The following is a 21,933-nucleotide window of genomic DNA, read 5'->3' as shown; positions in this document are numbered from 1 at the left end:
GCCGCAGATGGTAGCGATCGGCGTCCAGAACGTCAGCCCACCGTCACCGGATCGGGACGTGGAGTCGCCTCGGTGGGCCTGGTCAGGCGGCCGGTGACGAACAGGGCGGTGGAGACCAGCAGGGAGCCGACGGCGAGGATGCCCATCGCGGTCGCCGGTGGGGTGTGCTGGGCGATGAGGCCGCCGAGGGTGGCGCCGACCGCCTGCATGGCGAGCAGCCCGGAGCCGAACAGGCCGAGGGCCTGGCCGTGCAGCGACTCGGGGGTGGTGGCGAGGAGGCGGTCCTGCAGCAGGAGGGTCGCGCCGTACCCGACGGAGGCGACGCCGGCGATCGCCACCGCGACCGGCAGCGGCGGGTCGAGGAAGAACAGCAGGTACGGGGCGGCCAGGAGCCAGCGCAGCGGGCCGCTGAGGCGGTAGCGCAGCCGCGGCGGCACGAACCGGCCCGCGATAGCGTCGCCGGCGAGCATGCCGATCGCGGCGGCGACGAAGAGGATGCTGGCCGCGGCGGGGGAGTACGGTACGAACAGCGCCTCGCAGCCGACGATGAGGCCGTTGGGCACCCACATGGCGATGTAGGTCGCGGGCCGCCACACCTTGCGGTTGCCGTGCCAGGTCGCCCGCACCGACGGCCGGTCCGTCGCCCGCGGCGGCCGCGCGGTCAGGCCGAACCGGGCGATGAGCGCCGACACCGCCTGCAGGGCCGCGCCGGCGACCAGCGCGCCGCGCGGGGACACGGCCGCGACGAGGGCACCGCCGGCGGCGAAGCCGAGGATCTGCATCGCGCCGATCGACATGTTCAGCAGCGAACGGCCCAGGATGTAGCCGTCGGCCGGGAGGATCTCGGCGAGCAGCCCGTACCGGACGCCACCGCCGACCGACGCGGCGAGGCCCTGCGCGAGCACGACCGCGAACAGGGCGGCGATCGGCAGGCCCGGCACGGCCAGGACGGCGGTCGTGACCGCGGCGAACACGGCGAGGCCGGTGAGCGCGGCCCGCGGCGGCACCCGGTCCGCCCACGACAGCAGCGTCGCCGCGCCGATCAGCTGCGCGAACGACGCGCCGAACATGCTCAGCGCCGACAGCAGCGGCGAGTCGGTGGCCGCGAAGACGAGGGTGCCGAGCCCGATGCCCGCCACGGTCCCCGCCGCGACCTGCCCGGACAGGGTCGCGAACAGGGCGGGGAACTCGGGCGTGCGGAACAGTTGCCGGTACGTGCGCATGATCGGCATCGTGCTGCGCCGGCGTCGCCGCACGGTACAGTTTCGGGTGGAGGCGAAACGTGGGGTTCTGGCAGATCGGCACGGACGTGCTCGCCGGCAGCCGGTTCGTCGTGTCGCCGCTCGCCGAGACGGTCGCGTGCCTGTCCGCGCTCGGCGGCCAGCACGCGGTGTCGGCGCCGCAGCGGGAGTGGCTCGCCGCGCACCGGCCGGCGTTCGACGCCCACTACGCCGGCGACCCGTTCGTGCGGCCGTTCCTGCGCGCCGCGATCCGCCCCGGCTGGATCGCCGACTTCCTGGTCACGCCGCCGCAGACGCCCGGCGAGACGTTCCAGACCGAGCTCGCCCGGCTGCGCGCCACCCCTCCCGCGCTCGCGCAGGAGCACCTCGGCCTCGGCGACGCCGTGCCGGACGTGCTGCGCGCCGGCGACATCGCAGACCGCGCCGCCGACCTCGTCGAGTTCGTGTGGTCGCAGCTGGTACTGCCGGGCTGGCCCCGCCTGCGCCGCGTCTTCGAGGCGGACATCGTGTCCCGCACCGACCGGCTCAGCACCGGCGGGTGGGCCGCCGTCCTGGACGGAATGCGGCCCGGCATGCGCTGGCTCGGCGACGGGCGCCTGCAGATCAACACGTACGACTACGCGCCGCTGGACGTCACCGACGCCGCGCTGCTGTTCATCCCCACGACCGCCGCCCGCGGCTGGGTCGGCTGGGACGAGGCGGCCACCTCGTACTCCGTCATCTACCCGTGCACCGGCTGGCTCGCCGACACCGGCGCGACACCCACCGACGCGCTCGCCCGCCTCCTCGGCCCGCTGCGCGCCACCGTACTGACGCTGCTGGCCGCACCGCTGAGCACCACCCAGCTGGTCGCCCTGACCGGCACCGCCCTCGGCTCCGTCGGCGGCCACCTCCGGGTCCTCCTCGACGCCGGCCTCGTCACCCGACGCCGCTCGGGCCGCTCCGTCCTCTACTACCGCACCCCCGCCGGCGACGCCCTCCTCGACGCCGCGAAAACCCCGGGCGGACGCTCGCACGCGTCTGGATGATGGTGCCGTGACATGGACCGAGGAGACGCGGATCGGCCTCGAGGTGGCGCTGAACGAGGCAGACGTGCTGGGACTGCGGGTCTCGCCCGTGGACGACGCGGCGGAGCTGCTGCTGCACGTGTGCGCGCAGTCGGAGCAGACCGCGCCCGATCCGGACCCGCGCCGGGTGCTCCGCCTGCTGGGCGCGACCCGGATCCGGGTGCTGCTGCGCGAGGACCCGCACGGCGGGTACGGCCCGATGATTCCCCTGGCCGGCCTGGACGACGTGGAGGCGTTCTACGCCGCGCTCGGCGGCTGGTACTCGATGTACGGCTGGGAGTTCCTCGACCGCCCGGCACGGACCGCCGGCTGGCCCGCCGAGCCGAGCCTCACCGCCGACCTGCGCCCGGGCCCGGCGCCGCACACGCTGTTCTGGTTCACCGAAGGCTGGAAGGCCGGCGAGGGCACCGGCTACTGCATCGAGGGCACCGTCGAGTTCGCCGGCCTCGAGGTGACCCGCGCCGACGGCACGCCCGTGCCCGTCGAGGAGTTCACCGCCGACGCGCGCCACTACTGGGACGTGCTGTTCGGCCGGCGCGGCGCGCCCCCGCAGGCGCAGGTGGCCCCGGCCGCCGCCCTTTCCTGGCGCCAGCCCGTCCCCTTCGACGACGAGGACTGAGCCCCTGGGTGTTTCGCCACCCGAAAACCTGGCCGCGGATGCATTCGCCCGGCAGGTGGCGGGTAGAGGTCCACTCCGAACCCGTACCGCCGAGGAGGATGCGATGGGCAGCTTCATGGACCGGGCCAAGGATCTCGTCGGCAAGCACGACGACAAGGTCGACGAGGGCATCGAGAAGGCCGGCGACCAGGCCGACCGGCGTACCGAGGGCAAGTACACCGAACAGATCGAGAAGGGCGTCGACGCCGCGAAGCAGCGTACCGGTCAGGGCGACACCCGGCAGTGAGCCGGGCGCCCTGATCGCGGGGCGGGCGCGGGAGTCACCGCGGCCGCCCGGCGCACGCCGTTGGACGAGCCGGGTTGCCCGGTCGGGATCCGGGTCCGGTGAGGTGCGTGGCACCGGTGCCGGCAGACACCGGTGCCACGCGCGCGTCATGCCGTCCGGGGTCCTGGCTCCGGGTGGCCCGCCGGAGGGGGACGGCGGTGACGGATCTCAGTGAACGCCACTGGACTTGTGAGCCGATTGCGGCAGGCTGTCGGCGATCCGTCACGGCGCGAAGGTCCGGCCACCACACCGCCCCGGACGCCGGTGGTGGTGCGTCAGAAGTCGAACACCTCGAACACCTCGTCCGCCGGGACTCCGGCCCGCCCGGCCAGCGCCGCAACGGCGTCGCCGACCTGCTCGCGCCGGAGTGTGTCCAGGGCGAGCAGCGACGCGTGGATGGTGTTGAAGCGGCCCACCATGGTGAGCAGGATCTGCCGTGGGTCTGCGTTGTTCGCCGCGATCGCCCGTACCGCATCGGCGTATGCCTTGCATGCGACGGTGGCGGCGCGCGGGTGGTCGTCGGCCCAGTCGCGGAACGGGTTGTCGAGGTTCGCCGCGAGCCACGTGTCGGACTTGGCCCCGCGCAGCGCCGGCCGCACGCCGCCGCGACGGTGCCGCCGCCGCAGCCCGGCCGCTGCCGAGGCGCGCAGCCCGTCGACGGTGAGCACCCGCAGTCCGGGTAGGTCCGGCAGCGTGTCGGCGTCCAACCCGTACGCGCCGGAGAGCTCGACGACGGTGAGCCCGTCGAGCCCGGCCAGACCGGCGGCCCCATGGAGCTCTCCTGGCGGTCGTTGCCACCGTACGCGCAGCGACCGCAGCCCGGGCGGCGCTTCGCGAAGCCCCGCCACCGACACCGTGCCCGCACCCCGGAGGTCCGCCACCGGCACCTGGTCGAGACCGCTCGGCAGCACCGTGCCGACGCCGGCACCGTCGACCGCGAGCCAGAACCGGCCCGGCGCGAGGATCCTGTCGGGCAGGCCCGCGCCGTCGAGCGTGAGGCGCTGCAGCGCGGCCGGAAGCCGCACCAGCGAGACTGCCGGGCCGGACACCCGCAGACCGGCCAGCGCGGTGCCGCTCAGGTCCACTGTGGACGGTGCGTCCGTCCACACGAGCGTGTCGATGCACGGCCTGGCGGCCAGCTGCGCGGCGGGCCTGCTGTCGGCGCCGGACCAGGTCAGCTCGGTGCACCTGGGGAAGCCGTCCAGTGCGGCGGCCGGGTCAGCCGGTCGGGTCCAGGGCGGCGGGGGCGGTCATGTTGTGTTCGCGGATGAGGGCGAGGGCGCGGTGCTCGTCGCGGGTGGCGATGGCGTCGACGAGGGCGGCGTGCAGGTCGTAGCGGCTCTGGATGTACTCGGGGAGGGGCTGGTCGCCCAGGGGCTGCACGGCGAGGGTGTGCGACTCGATGATCTCGAGCAGGCTGAGGTAGAACGAGCGGAGCATGGCGTTGGGGGTCACGTCGGCGATGCGGGCGTGCAGGGCCCAGTTGGCGTGGATGAAGGCGATGCCGTCCAGGTCGGCGGCGGCGGCGCGCATGCGGTCCAGCTCGCGGCGCATGGCGGTGACGTCGGTGGGGTCGGCGTGGCGCAGGGCGTCCTCGACGAGGAGGGGGTCGAGGGCGTCGCGGAGGCGGACGGCGTCGGCGACGGAGGCGGCGTCCTCGTCAAGGGCGAGGACCGAGTTGCCGAGGCGGACGAGCGGTGACTGCCGGTTGGCGAAGAGGCCGCCGGTGCGGCCCGGGCGGACGTCGATGACGCCGCGGGCCTGGACGAGGCGCAGCGCCTCGTTGAAGGTGCCGACGGAGACGCCGCAGTAGACGCGGAGCTCCTCCTTCGTGCCCAGGCGGGCGCCGGGCTCGGCGGCGGCGGCGAGGGCGGCGAGCCGCTCGGCGGCCTGCTCGGGCCGGCGCGGGGCCGCGGCACGCTCCCAGTCGGCGCGGCGCAAGGCGGGTGGATCGGCAACCATCAGCGCCTCCAGCGTCGGTCGGACCCGTCCCGAAAAAACTACCATGCTGATTTAGCCCGGAACACTTGACGGGCGACCGCACCCGAACCAAGCTGGCTAAACCAGCATGGTGGTTTGAAGGGAGCGGTCATGCGGGATCAGGACTTCCGGGACCTCATGGCCGGCGTGTGCGCGCCGGTCACCGTCGTGACCACCGCCGACGGTGACGGCCCGCACGGCGCGACGGTCAGCTCGTTCGCGTCGTTGTCGCTGCGCCCGCCGCTGGTGACCGTCGCGCTGGACCGCCGCTCCGCGCTGCTGGCACGGATCCTCGGCAGCCGCCGCTTCGGGGTGAACGTGCTCCGCGACACCGACGACGACCTGGCGCTGCTCTTCGCCCGCCGCGACGCGGACCGCTTCGGCCAGGCCGACTGGCGCCCCTCGCATGGGCTGCCGCGCCTGGAGACCGCGGCCGGCTGGGCGGTCTGCGAGCTGTCGCAGGTCGTGGAGGGCGGCGACCATCTCCTGCTCGTCGGGCTCGTCACCCACGCCGAGTCGAGTGGCCTGTCGCCGCTGATCTACGGGTACCGCACCTTCGGCACCCACTCCCGCTTCGCGGCCCGGCCGAGACCCCCGATCGCCGACAGCATCGCCGCCTGCGCCCGCTAGCCCGGCGCACACCAGACAAGCACACCGAACAAGAGCGGCCCCGGCACACGCCGTACACAAGCCGCCAACGCAAAGAGAAGCAACCAACACCCCACAAGGAGCTTCGATGACCGCCGTGCACACCGAACCCGTCAGTGCCGCCGAACTCGTCGCCCGCGCGAAGGAGCTGCGACCGCTGCTGGAGCGCAACGCCGCCGCCGGCGAGCGGGACCGGAGGGTGGTCGAGGAGAGCATCCAGGCGCTCACCGACGCTGGCCTGTTCAGGATCGCCGTGCCGAAGCGGTACGGCGGCTACGAGACCTCCCTGCGCACGATGCTCGACGTGTCCGCCGCGGTCGCCGAGGCCGACGGCGGGACCGCCTGGGTGCTCACCCTGACCAACGTGTGCAACTGGATGGTCGGCCTGCTGCCGCGGCGGGCGCAGGACGAGATCTTCGGCGCCGACCCTGACGCGAAGGTCTCCGGTGTACTGGCACCGACCGCCACCACCACGAAGGTGGACGGCGGCTGGCGGGTCACCGGCAAGTGGTTCTACAACTCCGGCTCCTGGCACGCCACCTGGGCCGGTCTCGGCATCCCGATCACCGACGAGTCCGGCGAGGTCGTCGACCAGGGCCTCGCGATGATCCCGCGCACCGACCTGGGCCTGGAGGACACCTGGTTCGTCGCCGGGATGAAGTCCTCGGGCAGCAACTGCCTCGTCGCCGAGGACGTGTTCGTGCCGGAGCACCGGGTGCTGCTGGTCCCGCCCGCCATCAACGGCGAGTACCCCAGCGAGCACCTGGACGCCGAGGCGTTCTACCGCTCCGCGCTGGTGCCCGTCCTCGCGCTGGTCCTCGTCGGCCCGCAGCTCGGTATGGGCCGGGCGGCGCTGGACTACGTGGTCGGCAAGGCGCCCAAGAAGCCGATCTCGTACACCTTCTACACCGCGCAGACCGAGTCGGTCGGCTTCCAGCTGCAGATCGCCGAGGCGGCGCGGCTGATCGACACCGCGCACCTGCACGCGTACCGCGCCGCCGCCGACGTCGACGAGGCCGCCGCGCGCGGCGCGTACCCGGACTTCACGACCCGCGCCCGGGTGCGCTCCGACACCGGGTACGTCGCCGAGTGCATCACCAAGGCGATCGACATCCTGCTGTTCGCGCACGGCGCCGGGTCGTTCGCCGACGTCAACCTGCTGCAGCGGATCTGGCGCGACTCGGCCACCGCGGCCCGGCACGCCGTCGTGTCCCCGCAGGTCAGCTACGAGCTGTACGGCAAGGCCCTGCTCGGGGTCGAGGAAACCATCACCCCGCTCATCTGAACAACCTGGAGCTTCCGACATGCGCATCGCCAATCTCAAGGGCCGCCTCGTGCTGGTCACCGCCGACGGCACCGGCGCCGTCGACGTGGAACGGGCCAGCGGCGGCCGATTCGGCCCCGACCCGCAGGCCGTCTACGAGCAGTGGGCCGGCTTCACCGCCTGGGCCACCGAACCGTTGCCGGCCGGTGAACCGTTCGCCGTCGAGGACCTCGGCGCGCCCGCGCCTCGGCCCCGGCAGGTCCTCGCCATCGGCCTCAACTACTCCAAGCACGCCGCCGAGTCCGGGTTCGCCGTCCCCGACGCGCCCACGGTCATGTTCACCAAGTGGCCGTCGTGCCTGACCGGGCCGGTCACCACCGTCGAGCTGCCCGCCGGCGGCAGCACCGACTGGGAGGTGGAGCTGGTCGTCGTCATCGGCGCCACCGCCCGCAACGTGCCGCAGGAGCGGGCGTGGGAGCACGTCGCCGGCCTGACGGTCGGCCAGGACCTGTCGGAGCGGGTGCGGCAGACGGCCGGGCCGTCCCCGCAGTTCAGCCTCGGCAAGTCGCTGCCGGGCTTCGGGCCGACGGGGCCGTGGCTGGTCACGCCGGACGAGCTCGACGACCGCGACGACCTCGAGCTCGGCTGCTCCGTCAACGGTGAGGAGGTGCAGAAGGGCCGTACCCGCGAGCTGATCTTCTCGGTGCCGGCGATGGTGTCGAAGCTGTCGGCGGCGCTGCCGTTGCTGCCCGGCGACGTGCTCTTCACCGGCACCCCGGCCGGCGTCGGCATGGGCCGCACCCCGCCCCGTTTCCTCGCGCCCGGCGACGAGCTCGTCAGCTATGTCACCGGGATCGGCGAGCTCCGCCAGCGTTTCGTCGCCGCCACGAACTGAGAGGACCGCACATGGCTCTGCACCGGCTGACCCAGATCGTGATGGGCGTGCCAGACGTCGCGGCCACCGCCGCGTACTACGAGGACTTCGGCCTGACCCCGACCGGTGGTCATGCCTTCGCCACCGCGGACGGCGGGGAGCAGCTGCGCGTCGTGCACAGCGAGCGCCGCCGGCTGCTGCGGCTCGGCGTCGGCGCCGACGACCCCGACGACCTCGACCGCGTCGCGTCGTCGCTGGCCGCGCTGGACGTCGCGGTCGAGCGCACCGCGACCGGGGTCCGTGCCTTCGACCCCGGTAGCGAGGTCACCGTCGAGATCGGGATCGCGCCACGGTACGAGCAGCCGCCCACGCCCGCACCGCCGTACAACACGCCGGGGGTGAACGCCCGCGTCGGCGAGCGCGCACCGGGCATCCTGCGCGACCACCCGGTCCGGCCGCGCAAGCTCGGCCACGTCGTGCTCGGCTCGACCGACCAGGCGTTCTCGCAGCGGTTCTTCACCGACGGCATCGGCTTCAAGGTCAGCGACACGGTCCCCGGCCTGGCGGCGTTCCTGCGCTGCTCCACCGACCACCACAACGTGCTCGTGCAGCAGGCGCCGGTCGCGTTCCTGCACCACACCTCGTGGCAGGTCGACGACGTCGACGAGGTCGGCCGCGGCGCCGCCGCGATGCTGGAGAAGGACCCGTCGCGGCACGTGTGGGGGCTGGGCCGGCACCACGTCGGGTCGAACTTCTTCTGGTACCTGCGGGACCCGGCCGGGAACTTCTCCGAGTACTACTCCGACCTGGACTGCATCGTCGACGACGCGCTGTGGACGCCGCAGGTCTGGGAGGGCGCGCGCGGCCTCTTCCGGTGGGGCCCGCCTCCGCCGCCGTCGTTCCTGGCTCCCGAGGACCTCGCGGAGCTGATGACCGGCGCCCACCAGCCCGGCTGATGGAGCCGATCTGGAAGCCCGCCCCGGCGACGGTCGAGGCCGCCACCATCACCCGGTTCGCCCGCCACCTGACCGGGCGGACCGGGGTCGAGTTCGGCGGCTACCGCGACCTGTGGGAGTTCTCCGTGCGGCGGCTGCCGGAGTTCTGGTCCGCCGTCTGGGACTTCTTCGACGTCCAGGCCGACGGCACCCCCGGCACGGTCCTCGCCGGCGACGCTGTGCCGGGCGCGACCTGGTCCGCCGGCACGGTCCTTGCGGGCGACGCTGTGCCGGGCGCGACCTGGTCCGCCGGCACGGTCCTTGCGGGCGAGGCGATGCCGGGCGCGACCTGGTTCCCCGGCACCCGCCTCAACTACGCCGAGCACGCGCTGCGGCACGGCCTCCCGGACGCGGTCGCCGTCACGGCGGTCGCGGAGGACGGCACGACGAGCACCCTCACCTGGGGCGAGCTGCGCGGTCAGGTCGCCGCGCTCGCGCAGTGGCTGCGGCGGGCCGGCGTGCGCCACGGCGACCGGGTCGTCGGCTACCTGCCGAACACGCCGCACGCCCTGGTGGCGTTCCTGGCCACCGCCAGCGTCGGCGCGGTCTGGTCGGCGTGCGCGCAGGACTACTCGGCGCGGGGCGCCGCGGCCCGCTTCGCGCAGCTGGAGCCGGTGGTCCTGATCGCCGCCGACGGCTACCGGTGGAACGGCACGGCGCACGACCGGCGCGCCGAGGTGGCCGCGCTGCGGGCGGCCCTGCCGACGGTCCGCGCCACGCTCTGCGTCGGCGATTTCGACGCGGCGGCCGGTGAATCCTGGGAAGCGGTGGTCTCGGCGCCGGCGGAGCCGCGCTTCGACCGGGTGGACTTCGACGCGCCGCTGTGGGTGCTGTTCTCCTCCGGCACCACGGGACTGCCGAAGGGCATCGTGCACGGCCACGGCGGCGTGCTGCTGGAGCACCTGAAGCTGCTCGGGCTGCACCTGGACGTCGGACCGGACCGGCCGCTGTTCTGGTACACCAGCACCAACTGGATGATGTGGAACATCGTCGCGTCGGCGCTGCTCGTCGGCGCGCCCGTGGTCCTGTACGACGGCAGCCCCACCCACCCGTCGCCGGACCGGCTGTGGCGGATCGCCGCCGCGTGCCGGGTCGCGGCGCTCGGCGTCAGCCCCGGCTATCTCCTGGCGAGCGCCCAGGCGGGGCTCGCGCCCGGCCGGGACCTGGACCTGGGCGCGCTGCGGACCGTCGGCGTGACCGGCGCACCGCTGTCGGCGGCGTCCTACCAGTGGGTCCACGACCACGTCGGGCCCGGGGTGCAGCTGGCGTCGGTCAGCGGCGGCACCGACGTGGTCAGCGGCTTCGCCGGCAGCGCGCCCACGACACCGGTGTGGCCGGGCGAGATCTCCGCGCCGCTGCTCGGCGTCGCCCTCGCGTCGTTCGACCACCGCGGCCGGCCGGTCGTCGGCGAGGTCGGGGAGCTCGTCGTGACCCGACCGATGCCGTCGATGCCGCTGTACTTCTGGCGGGACCCCGACGGGTCGCGGTACCGGGAGGCCTACTTCGACGCATTTCCGGGCGTGTGGCGGCACGGCGACTGGATGCTGACCACGCCGCGGGGCAGCGTCGTGGTGTCGGGGCGCTCCGACTCGACGCTCAATCGGCACGGCGTGCGTCTCGGCAGCGCCGACATCTACGCCGTCGTCGACGGTCTCCCGCAGATCCGGGACTCGCTCGTCATCGGCGCCGAGCTCGGCGACGGCGCCTACTGGCTCGTCCTGTTCGTCGTCCTCGCCGGCGACGCCCCGCTCACCGACGCGCTCGTCGCGCAGGTGAAGGCCGCGATCCGGGCCCAAGCGTCGCCGCGGCACGTCCCCGACGACGTCATCGCCGTGCCCGCCATCCCGCACACCCGCACCGGCAAGAAGCTCGAGGTGCCCGTCAAGCGGCTCATCCAGGGCCATCCGCTGGAGCAGGTCGCCGCCCGGGACGCGATCGACGACTTCGCCGCGCTCGCCCGGTTCGCCGTGTACGCCGGAGGGCCGCGCTGATCGCTGGATTGCATATTGATCCGATCGGATTAGGCGGGTTAAGGTCTGCGGCATGCAGACATCGATGCTCTCCCGCCGCCTGCTGCTCGCCTCCGCGGGCGCCGGCGCCGTCGGCGTCCTCACGCTCCCCGGGCGCGCCGAGGCCGCCGGCGGCCGCGTGGACACCCTGCTGGAGTGGTACGACCTGACCGCCGCGACCGTCGGCGTCATCACCGGCCCGCAGCAGGTCACCAACAGCCGCACCTGGGCGGTCGCCTGGATCGCCGCCGGCCGGGCGGTCGCCGCCACGCGCAGCGAGCTGGCGCTCGCCGCCGCCGTCCACCACGCGCTCGTGACGATCACGCCGGCCGCCGCCGCGACCCTCGACGCGGCACTCGCCGCCACCGTCGCCCGGATCGGCGACCGGCACGCCGATCGGGCCGTGCGGGCCGGCGTCGACGCCGCCACGGCCGTGCTCGCCGAACGCGCCGGCGACGGCCTCGACCTCGCCTCGGTCAACCGGCCGTTCACCGTGCCGCCGGTCGCGCCGGGCGTGTGGCAGCCGACGCCGCCCGCGTTCGCCGCGCCCGTCCAGGCCGGCCAGGGCGACGGCCGGCCGTTCCTGGTCCGCGACGTCGAGCCCCTGCAGCCCGGCCCGCCGCCGGCCCTGACCAGCGCCGTGCACCAGCGCGACCTGGCCGAGATCCGGGCGGTCGGCGCCGCGGCCAGCACCGTGCGCACCGCGCAGCAGGCCGCCGTCGCCAGGTTCTGGGCACAGACGTCGCTCAACGGATTCACCGGCGCGCTGCGCACCACGCTCGCGCCGCACGGCTCGCACAGCGCCGCACGCCGCTCCCTGGCCGACCGGATCGCGCTCGTCGCGGTCTTCCACGCCGCCACCATCGACGCGCAGATCACCACGTACCGCGCCAAGTACCGCTACCTGGCCTGGCGCCCGGTCACCGAGATCCGCACCGGCGCGGTCGCCCCCGATCCGGCGTGGACGCCGCTGCTCGCCACGCCCGCGCACCCCGAGTACCCGAGCGGCCACACCACCTACGCGGGTGCCGCGCAGGCCGTCCTCGACACCCTGGCCGGCCCGCCCCGCGCGGCGTTCGACCTGACCAGCACCGCCGCACCCGACGTGACGCTGCGCTACACCTCCTGGCACCAGCTCACCCGCGACAACATCGACGCCCGCGTCTGGGAAGGCGTCCACTACCGCACCACCGACGAGACCGGCGCCACCGTCGGCCGCCGCGCCGCCCTCGCCGCACTGTCCCGCTGGCACGGCCGCACCCTGTAGCCCTCACGGTGTGGGCGCCGCCTCGCGGTGCCCACACCAACCGGCCCGAAGCCGGATCGGGCAGGCGGTACGCTCCGTGGCCATGAGCCTCGATCGACTCGCCGCGGCCGGTGCGGAAGGTCGCTGCCGGGCGCTGTGGAAGTTCGAGGATTCGCCGGACGTCCGCCAGATGCTCAACGACGTGCGACGTCATGGCCCCGGCCGCCTGCGCCGCGCCGCCTTGGACGCGCTCGCCGCTGCGATCAGCCTGGACGTGGGCTGGCATCGCCCGGTCTCGGCCGACGTGAGCGGGTGGCCGCTCCTCGCCTCGGTGCCCGGCACGGGCCTGACGACGTTGCCGGCCGGCGTGTACGAGATTTGAGCACACGCAAGATGTCATCCGATCACGGCATTCTCAGCGGTCGCATGGTCCGGTTGCGCCCAGTTGCTGAGGACGACTTGGATCTTCTTGCCGGCTGGTTCGGCGATCCGGGCTTCATCGACCACTGGGGGGATACGCCCCTCACGCGTGAGCAGGTGGCCGCGAAGTACATCGGACGGCGCCGACCCGAGGTTGAGTCCTTCATCGTCCTGACCGGCGACGCGCCGATCGGATACGCCCAGTACTGGCACGCCGGCGAGTTCGAGGGCGGGATCGACCTGATCCTCGAACCGCACGGGCGTGGACGCGGCTACGGACCTGACGCCGCCGACACACTGGCGCGGCACCTCCTGCAGCACCTGCACTGGACCCGCGTCACCGCCGACCCCGTTGCGACCAACGCCCGCGCGATCCGCGCATGGGAGAAGGCCGGGTTCCGTCGCGTCGGCCAGCACGGCGAGGCGCTCATCATGGAACGCCAACGTCAGTGGACAAGCACCGACCACTTTGGAATGTAGGTACAGGATGATCGCACGGACATGGCGGGGCTGGGCTTCGCCGTCGACGGCCGATGACTACCAGCATCATTACGAGACCGATGTCGCTGAGCACCTGGGACAGGTGCCGGGATTCCGCGGTGCGCGGCTGTTGCGCCGTCGCGACGGCGGGGAAGTGCTGTTCACCTCCATCACGTTCTTCGCGAACATGGACGACGTGCGTGCGTTCGCGGGTGAGGAGCCCGAGCGGGCCGTGGTGGAGCAGGCCGCCCGCAGTGCTCTGACACGGTGGGACGAGTTCGTGACACACGACGAGGTCGCCGTCGTCGTCTGACCATCGCGCGCTCGCTTCTGCCGCGGCGAAGGACGTGCTGACGGCGAGGTGGTGCGTGGACGGTTTTCCGGCTGTCGCGCGAGTACGTTGCGGGCGCGCTCGTGGGAGCGCCGGCAGCGAGGACGGAGACCGGATGGCGCAGGTGTGGGCACTGCTTGTGGGGTTGGTTGCGGTCGGGGTGCGGGAGGCCTTCGTAACGGTGCGGCATGTCTCGGCGGTGCGGGCCGCCGAGCGGGTGGCGCGGCGATCGCGGGGGAGGTGCGCGGTCAGGTGGAGTTGTACGGCTCGGGGCGCTGAGGTGGTCGTGGCCAGGCCGGAGCGGTGAGCCGGTACGAGGGTTACGAGGCGTTCTACAAGGAGGCGTTCGCCCGGGTGCTGTTCCGGGCGCTGTGCATCACCGGCAACAAGGAGCTGGCCTGGGACGTCGCTCAAGAGGCCATGTTGGTGATGGTGGAGAAGTGGGACGAGCGTCGCGGGCGCACGTTCGACGACAACCTCAGGTACGCCGCCGGGGTTGCCGGGAAGCAGGCGCTGAGTGCTCGGCGGCGCATCGCTGTCCAGGTCAAGACTCTCATCCAGCTTGGCGGGCGGCGGGAGACGTCCGCGGTGCCCTTCGACGTCGAGGTGGAGTTCGCGCACGACCTGATGGCTGCGTTGGAGGGGATGAGCGTTCAGGAGCGGGCGGTGGCGGTGCTGAGCGCATCCGGGATGAGTACCGGCGACGTGGCGGACGCGCTCAGGATCACGCAGTCGACGGTGCGCAGTCATAAGCAGAGGATCCGGCGGGGGCTGCACCTGCCGTCGGTTGTGCTTGCCCTGGGGGAGGGGGACGCGTGAAGGAGTTCGGAAGGCTGGCCCGAGAGGCCGAGGATCGATTCGCTGAGGCGGCGTCCATCGACGCGGTGGCCGGGATCGCCGACGTCATGCGCCGGCGTGCCGCGCACCGGCGCGCTGACGCGTTCAAGAGGGTCGCGTGCCTGGTGATGCTCGCCGGCATGCTGCTCCTGCCGGGGACGCGCCCCGCCCCAGGCACTGCTGCCGATGTGCAGCGCAAGGTGGACCTGTACCTCGCCGCGAATCCCGGGGGACGGCAGACGGGTCCGGGACAGGTCAGCTACAACAATGGTGCGGTGGTGATCACCGTGGCCGGCGGCAGCGCGGCCGACTGCCCGCTGGGCTCGGTGTGCTTCTACGATCGGCCCAACTTCGGGTATCCCCGGGGCGAGGTCCACGATTGCGGATGGCAGGACCTGTCGACGTTCGGCTGGCAGGACCGGATCGAGTCCGCGGTGTTCAACCGCTCACACGGGCTCGCACAGTTCTTCGACTCGGGAACGGCCCTGTTCTCGGTGGGCGTCGGGTATCGATCGGTGCCCGATGCGGGTACCGAGGCCAGGAACAGGGCAGATCAGGTGTATGTCCACTGCTGATGCGGCCATGCGACTCACGAGGTGATCGGGCGGGCTCGTCGCCGGACCGTGTGCGCTTCCACATCTGGTAGCCGAGCCAGAGGGGCCGGGCGCCGGCCCGCCTGGCGGCGGGCGTGGGGTGCACGACGACGATGTTGGACCGCTCGCACGCGTCGAGGCACCCGCTGACCCGCACCCTGCCTGCCCGTTGCCGGGCCACCTGCCCGGCGTGGTCCACGTCCGAGTGCTTGCGGGGCGAGCCGCAGCAGCAGTCCCGGCACACGGTCACCAGCGGTTGATTCATTGCCGAGCCTATGCCAGCACTCCTGCTGTCCTATAGTCTTAGTGTCGTAGTACAACAGAGAGGCGGCCGGCGTGATCGAGTTCGTGCTGGACGGCCGGTCGAAGGTCAACACCTATGTGCAGCTCGTCCAGCAGGTCAAACAGGCCCTGCGGGTCGGGATGCTGGTGCCCGGCGACCGGCTGCCGAAGGTCCGCGACGTCGCGCAGTCCCTGGCCATCAACCCGAACACGGTGCTGAAGGCCTACCGGGAGCTGGAGCTCGAGGGGCTCGCCGAGGGGCGGCCGGGGGTCGGCACGTTCGTCACCGGCACCCTCGCCGGCGACTCCCTCGCCAACCAGGCCGACCTGCGCACCGAGCTGCTCGACTGGCTGCGCCGGGCCCAGGCGGCGGGCCTGAGCGACGAGGACGTCAGCGCGCTCGTCGACACCACGATCCGCGCCGCGCGGCAGGCCGACGCCCTGCTGGAGGAGCTGGCATGAGAGGACACGAGATGGAGCACGTGCTGGAGGCCGACGGGCTCGGCAAGCGGTACGGGGCACGCTGGGCGCTGCGGGACTGCACCCTGCGGCTGCCGGCCGGCCGGGTCGCCGCGCTGGTCGGGCCCAACGGATCCGGCAAGTCCACGCTGCTGCACCTGGCCGTCGGCCTGCTGCGCCCCGACGCCGGCGCGGTGCGGGTCTTCGGCAACACGCCGTATGAGAACACCGCCGCCTTCGCCGACATCGGCTTCGTCGCCCAGGACACCCCGCTCTACCGCGACTTCACCGCCGACGACCTCGTCACCATGGGCGGCAAGGTCAACCGGCGGTGGGACGCCACGCTCGCCCGGACCCGGCTCGCCCAGGCCGGCATCCCGCCCCGGATCCCGGTCGGCAAGCTCTCCGGCGGCCAGCGCGCCCAGGTCGCCCTGGCCCTGGCCCTCGCCAAGCGGCCCCGGCTGCTGCTGCTCGACGAGCCCGTCGCCAGCCTCGACCCCGTCGCGCGGCGCGAGTTCCTGCGGACCCTGATGGGCGGCGTCGCCGAGTCCGGCACGACCGTGCTGCTCTCCTCGCACATCCTCACCGACCTCGAGCACTCCTGCGACCACCTCGTCGTGCTCAGCTCCGGCGCCGTGCAGCTGTCCGGCGCCGTCGACGACATCGTCGGCGAGCACCGGCGGCTGGTCGGCCCGCGGCACCACGGCGAGCCGATCGGCGGCGTGGCCGTCGTCGTCCGGGCCCGCCACACCGACCGGCAGTCGACGCTGCTGGTGCGCGTCACCGGCCGGGTCACCGACCCGTCGTGGACGGTGCACGAGCTGACCCTGGAAGACCTGATCCTGGCCTACCTGTCCGACCGCGTCACGGAGGCCACCCACGAGGCATGGGGAGTCGCGGCATGATCTGGCTGACCTGGCGGCAGCACCGCAAGCAGGGCCTCTACACACTGCTCGGGCTGGCGGCCCTCGCCGCGTTCATCGTGCCGACCGGCCTGGCGATGCGCCGCGACCTCGACCGGCTCGTCGGGCAGCGCTGCGCGACCGGCGGCGAGCTGTGCGACCGCGGGCTCAAACAGTTCATCGACACCTACAGCCCACTGCTCTACGTCGCGGTGCTGCTCCTGGCCGTGCCGCTGCTCTTCGGCCTGTTCTGGGGCGCGCCGCTCGTCGCCCGCGAGATCGAGCAGGGCACCCACCGCATGATCTGGACCCAGGGCATCAGCCGCCGGCACTGGGCCTGGACCAAGGCCGGCCTCCTCGGCGGCGCGGTCGCCGTCCTCGCCGCCGGCTACGGCCTGGGCATCGCCTGGTGGTTCGAACCCCTGGAGTTCCGCGAGAGCCGCTTCACCGAGATCTTCTTCGACGTCCAGGGCGTCGTCCCGGTCGGCTACACGCTGTTCGCGGTCGCCCTCGGCCTGTACGCCGGCACCCTGCTGCCGAAGGTCATGTCCGCGATGGCGGTCACCCTGCCGGCCTACATCGCCGCGCGGGTCGCCGTCGGCCTCTACGCCCGGCCGCGCTTCATGGCGCCGCTCACCCGCAGCCTCAGCATCGACGACCACGTCGACCTGATGGCCGGCACCTGGCTGATGTCGACGGAGGTGCGCCAGGCGGACGGCACCCGCGTCACCGGCGGCATGATGCTCTGCCGGCCGGAGGGCGACGGTGGTCTATGCGCCGCGGCCCGGGAGATGGGCCTGCGCCCGGGGGCCTACAACTACCAGGTATATCAGCCCGAGGGCCGGTTCTGGACCTTCCAGTGGATCGAGACCGGCATCTTCGTCGCGGCCGCCGCGCTGCTCGTCTGGCTCGCGATCCGCCGCGTGCGCCGCATCGCCTGACCCAATGAGCCAAAAGCTGACGGAGTGCTTGTATGCGAAGCCGCTCGTCTTCCCGGGGTGATGATCTGGATCGTCCTCGGATATCCGATCTCGTTGACGGCTGCGAGCAGCCACCAGCTCGTCGCCTGTCGGTAGCATCGAGCTATGACGATCGAGGATCGCCTCACGACACTCGACACACTCTGGTCGGTCTGGGCAGAACACGGGCGGGCGTTCACCGACGAGCAATGGTGCCGGCCAACCCGGCTTGGCACCTGGGACGTGCGGAGCCTGTACGCGCACGCCGGGTCATGGCCGTTCGCGTTCACAAGCCTGGTGGACCGGGTCCGGGATGCCGAACCCACGCACCCCACAGCTGCCGCGCTCCTTCGGGACTTCAACACCCCGGACGGGGTCGCCAACCGCGGGCGGGACCGGACTGCGGCCGGTGCCCGCGAAGATGCGGCCACGTACAGTACTGCGCAGATGATCGAGCAGTTCGCCAGCGCCGGACCGCGGGCGATCGCGACCGCGCGCCAGCTCGGCCCCATTGCCGTGGACTACTTCGGGTATGCGATTCTGCGCCTCGACGAAGCCGTCAGCATCGGCATCATGGAGGCGACCGTGCACCTGCTCGACCTTCAACGCGCGCTTGGTCAGCCGCCGAACGTGCCCCCCGACGGCTTGGCGCATACGACGGAGCTGCTCGCCGGGATGGCGCCGCCGGTCGACTTCATCGAGGCCGCGACCGGTCGGAGCTCGGTCCAGCTGTTCCCGGTCTTGACCTGAGCGGAACGGGCCGGCACGGCGGAATGGGCGTGCGTGGCCGGAGCGGCATGGCGCGCCGCGGAAGGACGGTCAGCGACCGGTCTCCGCAGCGTCAGCCACGATCTCGCGAACGACCCGTCCAGCCGCCGGTGCGTGTACCGCTCCACGGGAGGTGGACGAACGGCTCCGCCGCGGGCGCACCCTGAGCGTGGCGCAGGTGTATACCTCAAGACATGCGCTGGTTGATGGGGATCTGGGGCGCGTTCCTGGCGGTCGTGTTGGGGATGGCGCTGTGGCAGACGTGGGAGGACGCCCACGGCGGCGAGGCCGTCGCCACCGCGCAGCGGGTCGAGCAGCAGCCGCTCACCGTCGGCTCGGTGACCGTCGACCAGCCGCCGCGGTACGCCGCGGTGTTCGTCCTGCCTGACGGCACCCGGTGTGAGGCCACCACCAAGGTCTTCCCGGACCTCGACAACATCGCGGCCGGCGACACCGTCACCGTGCACTACTCGCGTTGGCAGCCATGCGACAACGTCCGGCGGCCCGACCAGTGGCATCCGACGCTGGCCGGGGTGCTCACCGTGGGTATCGCCGTGCTGGTCTTCAGCGGGACGGTGTTCGCCGCGCTGATCAGCCGCGCCCGGGCCCGCGGCAACGACCCGGACGCCACCTCGGAGAACGACGGCCCAGGCTTCGAGACGGGACCCGAGGATCACGGGCAAGCCGGGTTCCTGCGGAAGCTCCCGGGTTGGCGCTCGTAGGGCCGGCCGGCGCCGATGTCCACGAACGGCGTCCTGCTCGGCGTCCTGCGCCAGGGCGGACGTCTGGCCGCCAAGGTCCTGCACGACCTCGGCATCAACCTGGCCGACCTCCGCTGCCGCACGCCGGCTGAAGGCGAGGCGCCGGCGGCGAGGGGTCAGCGGATCTTCGGGCAGTACCGCTGCGCGGCCTCGACGCCCTTCTCCAGGAGGGTGACGGCGTCCCCGGAGGAGGGCTTGGTGTACCACGTGTCGACCGCGTCCAGGTACTGCTCCAGGGCAGCCCGCTGGCCGGCGTCCGGTGACTTCGCGACCTCGGCGCGGGCCGCCTTGCTCAGCCGCGGGACCATCTCCTCGAGCTTCGCCTTCAGCTCGGCGGCCTTGGTCGTGTCGCCCTGGTTCGTGGCGGTGACGTACTGCCCCCACGTGCTCGTCAGGATCAGCCGCTCTGGCGCGTAGACGTCGTCGATCGCCTGGCACACCGACGCGACGGTGACGCTGGGCGCGGTGCTCGCGGCGGGCGCCGTGCTCGCGGCGGGTGAGGTGACGTCGGGGGTGCCCTCGCAGCCGGCGGCGAGCGTCGCCGCGGCGGCCAGGGTGAGAGCCAGGGCGGTCAGTCTTCGGCGCGTGTGCAAGGCGGACTCCCCGTGGTTGTGGATCTCGACAGGAGGAGGATGGCACACACGCCTCGATATGACCGCACCGAAACAACGGCCGACCCGGCGATGGGTCGGCCGTTGTTGTCGTGACGGCTACCGTCGTGACTTCTCCCACCACGTGAACGCCACTCGATAGGCGGACGGTGTGTCGTCCGCAGCGTGGTTGGCCAGGCCGTTCTTGCCGAAGTAGTAGTCGTGCACCTGGTTGGCCGCCCCCGTGGCCAGGTCGGTGTCGGAGATTGCGACGGCGTGGATGTGGTACGGCCAGTCTCCCTGCGACGGATTGCGCAGCCAGGCGGCGAACCCGACGGTCCGGAGCGCCTGGACGGTTTGCCATCGTTGCGTGGTGCTCAGGCTGGCGACCGAGATGTCCACCGCTCCGCCTGCGTCATGTGTACCGGCGGAGCTGGGGTTCGCCGACGTGTAGGACCCCTGGCTGAGCGTGATGCTCCAGGACAGCTTGGCATCGGCCGCGGCGAGCATGTCGCGGGTCCTGGCGTTGACCCGTTCGCCCCCGTACGAGCTGGTCCGTGAACCGGTGTTGATCGGCCTGGTGACCGTGTACCGGCCGCTGCCGAGCGTGGTCAGCGACGACGGCCCCGGATATCCGTTGGCGTCCAGGCCCGAGTATCCGAGTGAGCGCTGCCAGGCCGCATACGCCGCGACGGTCGAGGTGCCGTAGTGCCCATCGACCGAGGCTGAGGCCAGGAAGCCCTTCGCCGACAGCGCCCGTTCGACCTCCAGCACGCTCGCCGCCGCGCCAGGAGTCTGCCCGGTGCCGCTCTTCGGCGGGTCGACCTGCGCAGCGAGCATGACCTGCTCCATGTCGACGACCGGCAGCGCCGCGGCGGCCGGTCCGCCGAAGGGCACGACGACCCCGAGCAGCGCGAACACCACCGCCCCACGGGACAGCACGGCGGAAAGGTTCATGGCGAGCTCCGATCCAGGCATCGACGGCAAGTGATGAAAAGAAGCTACAGGATCATCGATGCGTATGGAAGAAACCTGCGGAGCGGCGAATGTCGATATTGTGTGCGACGTGGCGACCGACGCGTTCTCGACCGCGACCGAGCGAGATGCTCTGTGCGGCTTTCTCGACCAGGCGCGAGATGCGTTGATCCGTAAGGTCGACGGCCTGTCCGACCAGGATGCGCGCATGGCTGCGACCGTGAGTTCTCTGTCGTTGCTGGGTCTGCTGAAGCACTCGGCTGTCTGGGAGCGTAGATGGTTTCAGATCATCTTCGCGGGCCGAGACTTTCCGGACGAGTGGCCGACGGTGGCGGACGAAGGCCAGGACGCCACGTTTGCTCTCAGCGGCGATGACACGGTGGAGAGCGTTGTGGCGTACTACCTGGAGCAGATCGCGGTGTCCCGGGAGATCGTGGCCGGCGTCGACCTCGAAGCGCGATGCGCACGGTCGGACCTGGTTGACGAGAACCTGCGTTGGGTGGCAATGCACCTGATCCAGGAGACAGCGCGACACGCCGGCCACGCCGACATCATCCGCGAGGCCATCGACGGCAGTCGTGGACTCTGAGCCGCAGCCGACGCCGGCACGGTGCCAGCGAACTCGTCGACAACCGTGCCGTCGGCGCCGGCCGGTCGGCGCCGTGGTGGTGTAGCGGACTCGCTGGCCGTGTTCAGCTGTGTCTCTCGCCGATCATTGCGGTACCACGCGCACGGAATCAGGAGTCCGCCATGTCGCTGAACCTTCGAGCCTCCGCCCGCGCGATCATTCTCGACGAAGAGGACCGCGTGCTGCTTTGCCGGTTCGTCTTCCCCCACCCGGCGGTCCCGAACGGGGCGCAGGCCGTCTGGGCTGCTCCGGGTGGCGGCATAGAACCAGGTGAGGACGGGCTGTCCGCGCTGCGCCGCGAGCTGCGAGAGGAAACCGGCCTGGTCGCCGCCATCGATCCGCCGCACGTCTGGCATCAAGTAGTCGTCAGCGCAGATCATGCGCCCCGCTTCGACGGCGTCGTCAACGACTACTTCCTCGTCCGTGCCACCCACTTCGAGCCTCAGGGCCAGTTCACCGACGACCAACTCGCCGCTGATGAGCATCTCGCCGGCTTTCGTTGGTGGCGGCTCTCTGAGATCGCCGACTACACCGGGCCCGACCTGTTCTCGCCCCGTGACCTTGCCACACCGCTGACCGACCTGCTCACCTTCGGGACACCCTCCGCCCCGGTCGCACTCGGCTTATGAAGAGTCGTCGTAGCGCAGGGCGTCCAGGTGGGTGACCGGGAGCCCGGGGCC

General features: G+C 72.3%; 26 protein-coding genes and 1 pseudogene. 21 read left to right on the top strand and 6 right to left on the bottom strand.

What is annotated here, in order from left to right; genetic code table 11:
- Positions 1–32 precede the first annotated feature (32 nt).
- Complete coding sequence (locus ABD332_RS35520) at positions 33–1,223, bottom strand: MFS transporter (RefSeq protein ID WP_344507039.1); 1,191 nt, start codon at positions 1,221–1,223, stop codon at positions 33–35.
- A 59-nt stretch (positions 1,224–1,282) separates the two neighbouring features.
- Here ABD332_RS35520 and ABD332_RS35515 point away from each other — a divergent pair, with 59 nt between their 5' ends.
- The 3 genes from ABD332_RS35515 (at position 1,283) to ABD332_RS35505 (ending at position 3,213) form a co-directional block, all read left to right on the top strand.
- The gene (locus ABD332_RS35515) at positions 1,283–2,269 is read left to right on the top strand and encodes an ArsR/SmtB family transcription factor (protein ID WP_344507038.1); all 987 of its coding nucleotides are present in this window, start codon (positions 1,283–1,285) and stop codon (positions 2,267–2,269) included.
- 7 nt (positions 2,270–2,276) lie between these two features.
- The gene (locus ABD332_RS35510; protein WP_344507037.1) at positions 2,277–2,927 is read left to right on the top strand and encodes a hypothetical protein; all 651 of its coding nucleotides are present in this window, start codon (positions 2,277–2,279) and stop codon (positions 2,925–2,927) included.
- Positions 2,928–3,030: 103 nt separating this feature from the next.
- Positions 3,031–3,213, top strand: a complete 183-nt coding sequence (locus tag ABD332_RS35505; protein ID WP_344507035.1) for an antitoxin — start codon at positions 3,031–3,033, stop codon at positions 3,211–3,213.
- Between the two features lie 314 nt (positions 3,214–3,527).
- Here the strand turns inward: ABD332_RS35505 and ABD332_RS35500 are convergent, their stop codons facing one another.
- Together ABD332_RS35500 and ABD332_RS35495 are read right to left on the bottom strand one after the other, a co-directional pair.
- Positions 3,528–4,361 (bottom strand): hypothetical protein, encoded by an 834-nt coding sequence (locus tag ABD332_RS35500; protein WP_344507033.1) that lies wholly within the window; start codon positions 4,359–4,361, stop codon positions 3,528–3,530.
- 109 nt (positions 4,362–4,470) lie between these two features.
- Positions 4,471–5,214 carry a FadR/GntR family transcriptional regulator gene (locus tag ABD332_RS35495; RefSeq protein WP_344507031.1) on the bottom strand — a complete coding sequence of 248 codons (744 nt, stop codon included), beginning with the start codon at positions 5,212–5,214 and terminating at the stop codon, positions 4,471–4,473.
- A 129-nt stretch (positions 5,215–5,343) separates the two neighbouring features.
- Here ABD332_RS35495 and ABD332_RS35490 point away from each other — a divergent pair, with 129 nt between their 5' ends.
- The 11 genes from ABD332_RS35490 to ABD332_RS35440 all read left to right on the top strand — a co-directional run bounded on the left by ABD332_RS35490 (position 5,344) and on the right by ABD332_RS35440 (position 14,911).
- Positions 5,344–5,862, top strand: coding sequence for a flavin reductase family protein (locus tag ABD332_RS35490; RefSeq protein ID WP_344507029.1), 519 nt, complete (start codon positions 5,344–5,346; stop codon positions 5,860–5,862).
- A gap of 106 nt (positions 5,863–5,968) precedes the next feature.
- Positions 5,969–7,165, top strand: coding sequence for an acyl-CoA dehydrogenase family protein (locus tag ABD332_RS35485; RefSeq protein WP_344507027.1), 1,197 nt, complete (start codon positions 5,969–5,971; stop codon positions 7,163–7,165).
- Between the two features lie 19 nt (positions 7,166–7,184).
- Complete coding sequence (locus ABD332_RS35480) at positions 7,185–8,039, top strand: fumarylacetoacetate hydrolase family protein (protein ID WP_344507025.1); 855 nt, start codon at positions 7,185–7,187, stop codon at positions 8,037–8,039.
- Positions 8,040–8,050: 11 nt separating this feature from the next.
- Entirely contained in the window at positions 8,051–8,974 is a 924-nt protein-coding gene (locus ABD332_RS35475; protein WP_344507023.1) for a VOC family protein, read from the top strand.
- Positions 8,971–11,004, top strand: coding sequence for an acetoacetate--CoA ligase (locus ABD332_RS35470; RefSeq protein ID WP_425552342.1), 2,034 nt, complete (start codon positions 8,971–8,973; stop codon positions 11,002–11,004). The genes ABD332_RS35475 and ABD332_RS35470 overlap by 4 nt, the downstream gene beginning before the upstream one ends.
- Positions 11,005–11,056: 52 nt before the next feature.
- A complete protein-coding gene (locus ABD332_RS35465) occupies positions 11,057–12,289 on the top strand; it encodes a vanadium-dependent haloperoxidase (RefSeq protein ID WP_344507019.1) in 1,233 nt (410 codons plus the stop codon).
- Positions 12,290–12,371: 82 nt separating this feature from the next.
- Positions 12,372–12,650: a hypothetical protein gene (locus tag ABD332_RS35460; RefSeq protein ID WP_344507017.1), complete on the top strand. Its 279-nt coding sequence runs from the start codon at positions 12,372–12,374 to the stop codon at positions 12,648–12,650.
- 11 nt (positions 12,651–12,661) lie between these two features.
- A complete protein-coding gene (locus ABD332_RS35455; protein ID WP_344507015.1) occupies positions 12,662–13,168 on the top strand; it encodes a GNAT family N-acetyltransferase in 507 nt (168 codons plus the stop codon).
- A 7-nt stretch (positions 13,169–13,175) separates the two neighbouring features.
- The gene (locus ABD332_RS35450) at positions 13,176–13,481 is read left to right on the top strand and encodes an antibiotic biosynthesis monooxygenase family protein (protein WP_344507013.1); all 306 of its coding nucleotides are present in this window, start codon (positions 13,176–13,178) and stop codon (positions 13,479–13,481) included.
- Positions 13,482–13,802: 321 nt separating this feature from the next.
- Positions 13,803–14,318: an RNA polymerase sigma factor gene (locus ABD332_RS35445; RefSeq protein WP_344507011.1), complete on the top strand. Its 516-nt coding sequence runs from the start codon at positions 13,803–13,805 to the stop codon at positions 14,316–14,318.
- A complete protein-coding gene (locus ABD332_RS35440) occupies positions 14,315–14,911 on the top strand; it encodes a peptidase inhibitor family I36 protein (RefSeq protein WP_344507009.1) in 597 nt (198 codons plus the stop codon). The genes ABD332_RS35445 and ABD332_RS35440 overlap by 4 nt, the downstream gene beginning before the upstream one ends.
- A 70-nt stretch (positions 14,912–14,981) precedes the next feature.
- On the opposite strand, the pseudogene ABD332_RS35435 reads toward ABD332_RS35440, so the two are convergent.
- Positions 14,982–15,179: pseudogene (locus ABD332_RS35435) on the bottom strand (hypothetical protein); the annotation flags it as partial.
- Positions 15,180–15,265: 86 nt separating this feature from the next.
- Between ABD332_RS35435 and ABD332_RS35430 the strand changes: the two are divergent.
- The 5 genes from ABD332_RS35430 (at position 15,266) to ABD332_RS35410 (ending at position 19,021) form a co-directional block, all read left to right on the top strand.
- On the top strand, positions 15,266–15,673 hold the full coding sequence (locus ABD332_RS35430; RefSeq protein WP_344507007.1) for a GntR family transcriptional regulator: 408 nt from the start codon (positions 15,266–15,268) through the stop codon (positions 15,671–15,673).
- An 11-nt stretch (positions 15,674–15,684) separates the two neighbouring features.
- Complete coding sequence (locus ABD332_RS35425) at positions 15,685–16,575, top strand: ABC transporter ATP-binding protein (protein ID WP_344507261.1); 891 nt, start codon at positions 15,685–15,687, stop codon at positions 16,573–16,575.
- On the top strand, positions 16,572–17,513 hold the full coding sequence (locus ABD332_RS35420; protein ID WP_344507005.1) for a transporter: 942 nt from the start codon (positions 16,572–16,574) through the stop codon (positions 17,511–17,513). The genes ABD332_RS35425 and ABD332_RS35420 overlap by 4 nt, the downstream gene beginning before the upstream one ends.
- A 144-nt stretch (positions 17,514–17,657) precedes the next feature.
- The gene (locus ABD332_RS35415; RefSeq protein ID WP_344507003.1) at positions 17,658–18,281 is read left to right on the top strand and encodes a maleylpyruvate isomerase family mycothiol-dependent enzyme; all 624 of its coding nucleotides are present in this window, start codon (positions 17,658–17,660) and stop codon (positions 18,279–18,281) included.
- Between the two features lie 212 nt (positions 18,282–18,493).
- Complete coding sequence (locus ABD332_RS35410; RefSeq protein ID WP_344507001.1) at positions 18,494–19,021, top strand: DUF3592 domain-containing protein; 528 nt, start codon at positions 18,494–18,496, stop codon at positions 19,019–19,021.
- Between the two features lie 155 nt (positions 19,022–19,176).
- Here the strand turns inward: ABD332_RS35410 and ABD332_RS35405 are convergent, their stop codons facing one another.
- Together ABD332_RS35405 and ABD332_RS35400 are read right to left on the bottom strand one after the other, a co-directional pair.
- Positions 19,177–19,653 carry a hypothetical protein gene (locus ABD332_RS35405; protein WP_344506999.1) on the bottom strand — a complete coding sequence of 159 codons (477 nt, stop codon included), beginning with the start codon at positions 19,651–19,653 and terminating at the stop codon, positions 19,177–19,179.
- 117 nt (positions 19,654–19,770) lie between these two features.
- The gene (locus ABD332_RS35400; RefSeq protein ID WP_344506997.1) at positions 19,771–20,607 is read right to left on the bottom strand and encodes a peptidoglycan-binding protein; all 837 of its coding nucleotides are present in this window, start codon (positions 20,605–20,607) and stop codon (positions 19,771–19,773) included.
- A 58-nt stretch (positions 20,608–20,665) separates the two neighbouring features.
- Between ABD332_RS35400 and ABD332_RS35395 the strand changes: the two genes are divergently transcribed.
- Both ABD332_RS35395 and ABD332_RS35390 read left to right on the top strand, forming a co-directional pair.
- The gene (locus ABD332_RS35395; protein ID WP_344506995.1) at positions 20,666–21,214 is read left to right on the top strand and encodes a DinB family protein; all 549 of its coding nucleotides are present in this window, start codon (positions 20,666–20,668) and stop codon (positions 21,212–21,214) included.
- Positions 21,215–21,375: 161 nt separating this feature from the next.
- Entirely contained in the window at positions 21,376–21,882 is a 507-nt protein-coding gene (locus ABD332_RS35390; RefSeq protein WP_344506993.1) for an NUDIX hydrolase, read from the top strand.
- The last annotated feature ends 51 nt before the right edge of the window (positions 21,883–21,933 follow it).

Origin of the sequence: Dactylosporangium maewongense (assembly GCF_039531485.1) — a bacterium.
Taxonomy (GTDB): domain Bacteria; phylum Actinomycetota; class Actinomycetes; order Mycobacteriales; family Micromonosporaceae; genus Dactylosporangium; species Dactylosporangium maewongense.
This window is presented reverse-complemented; position numbering and strand designations above follow the sequence as displayed.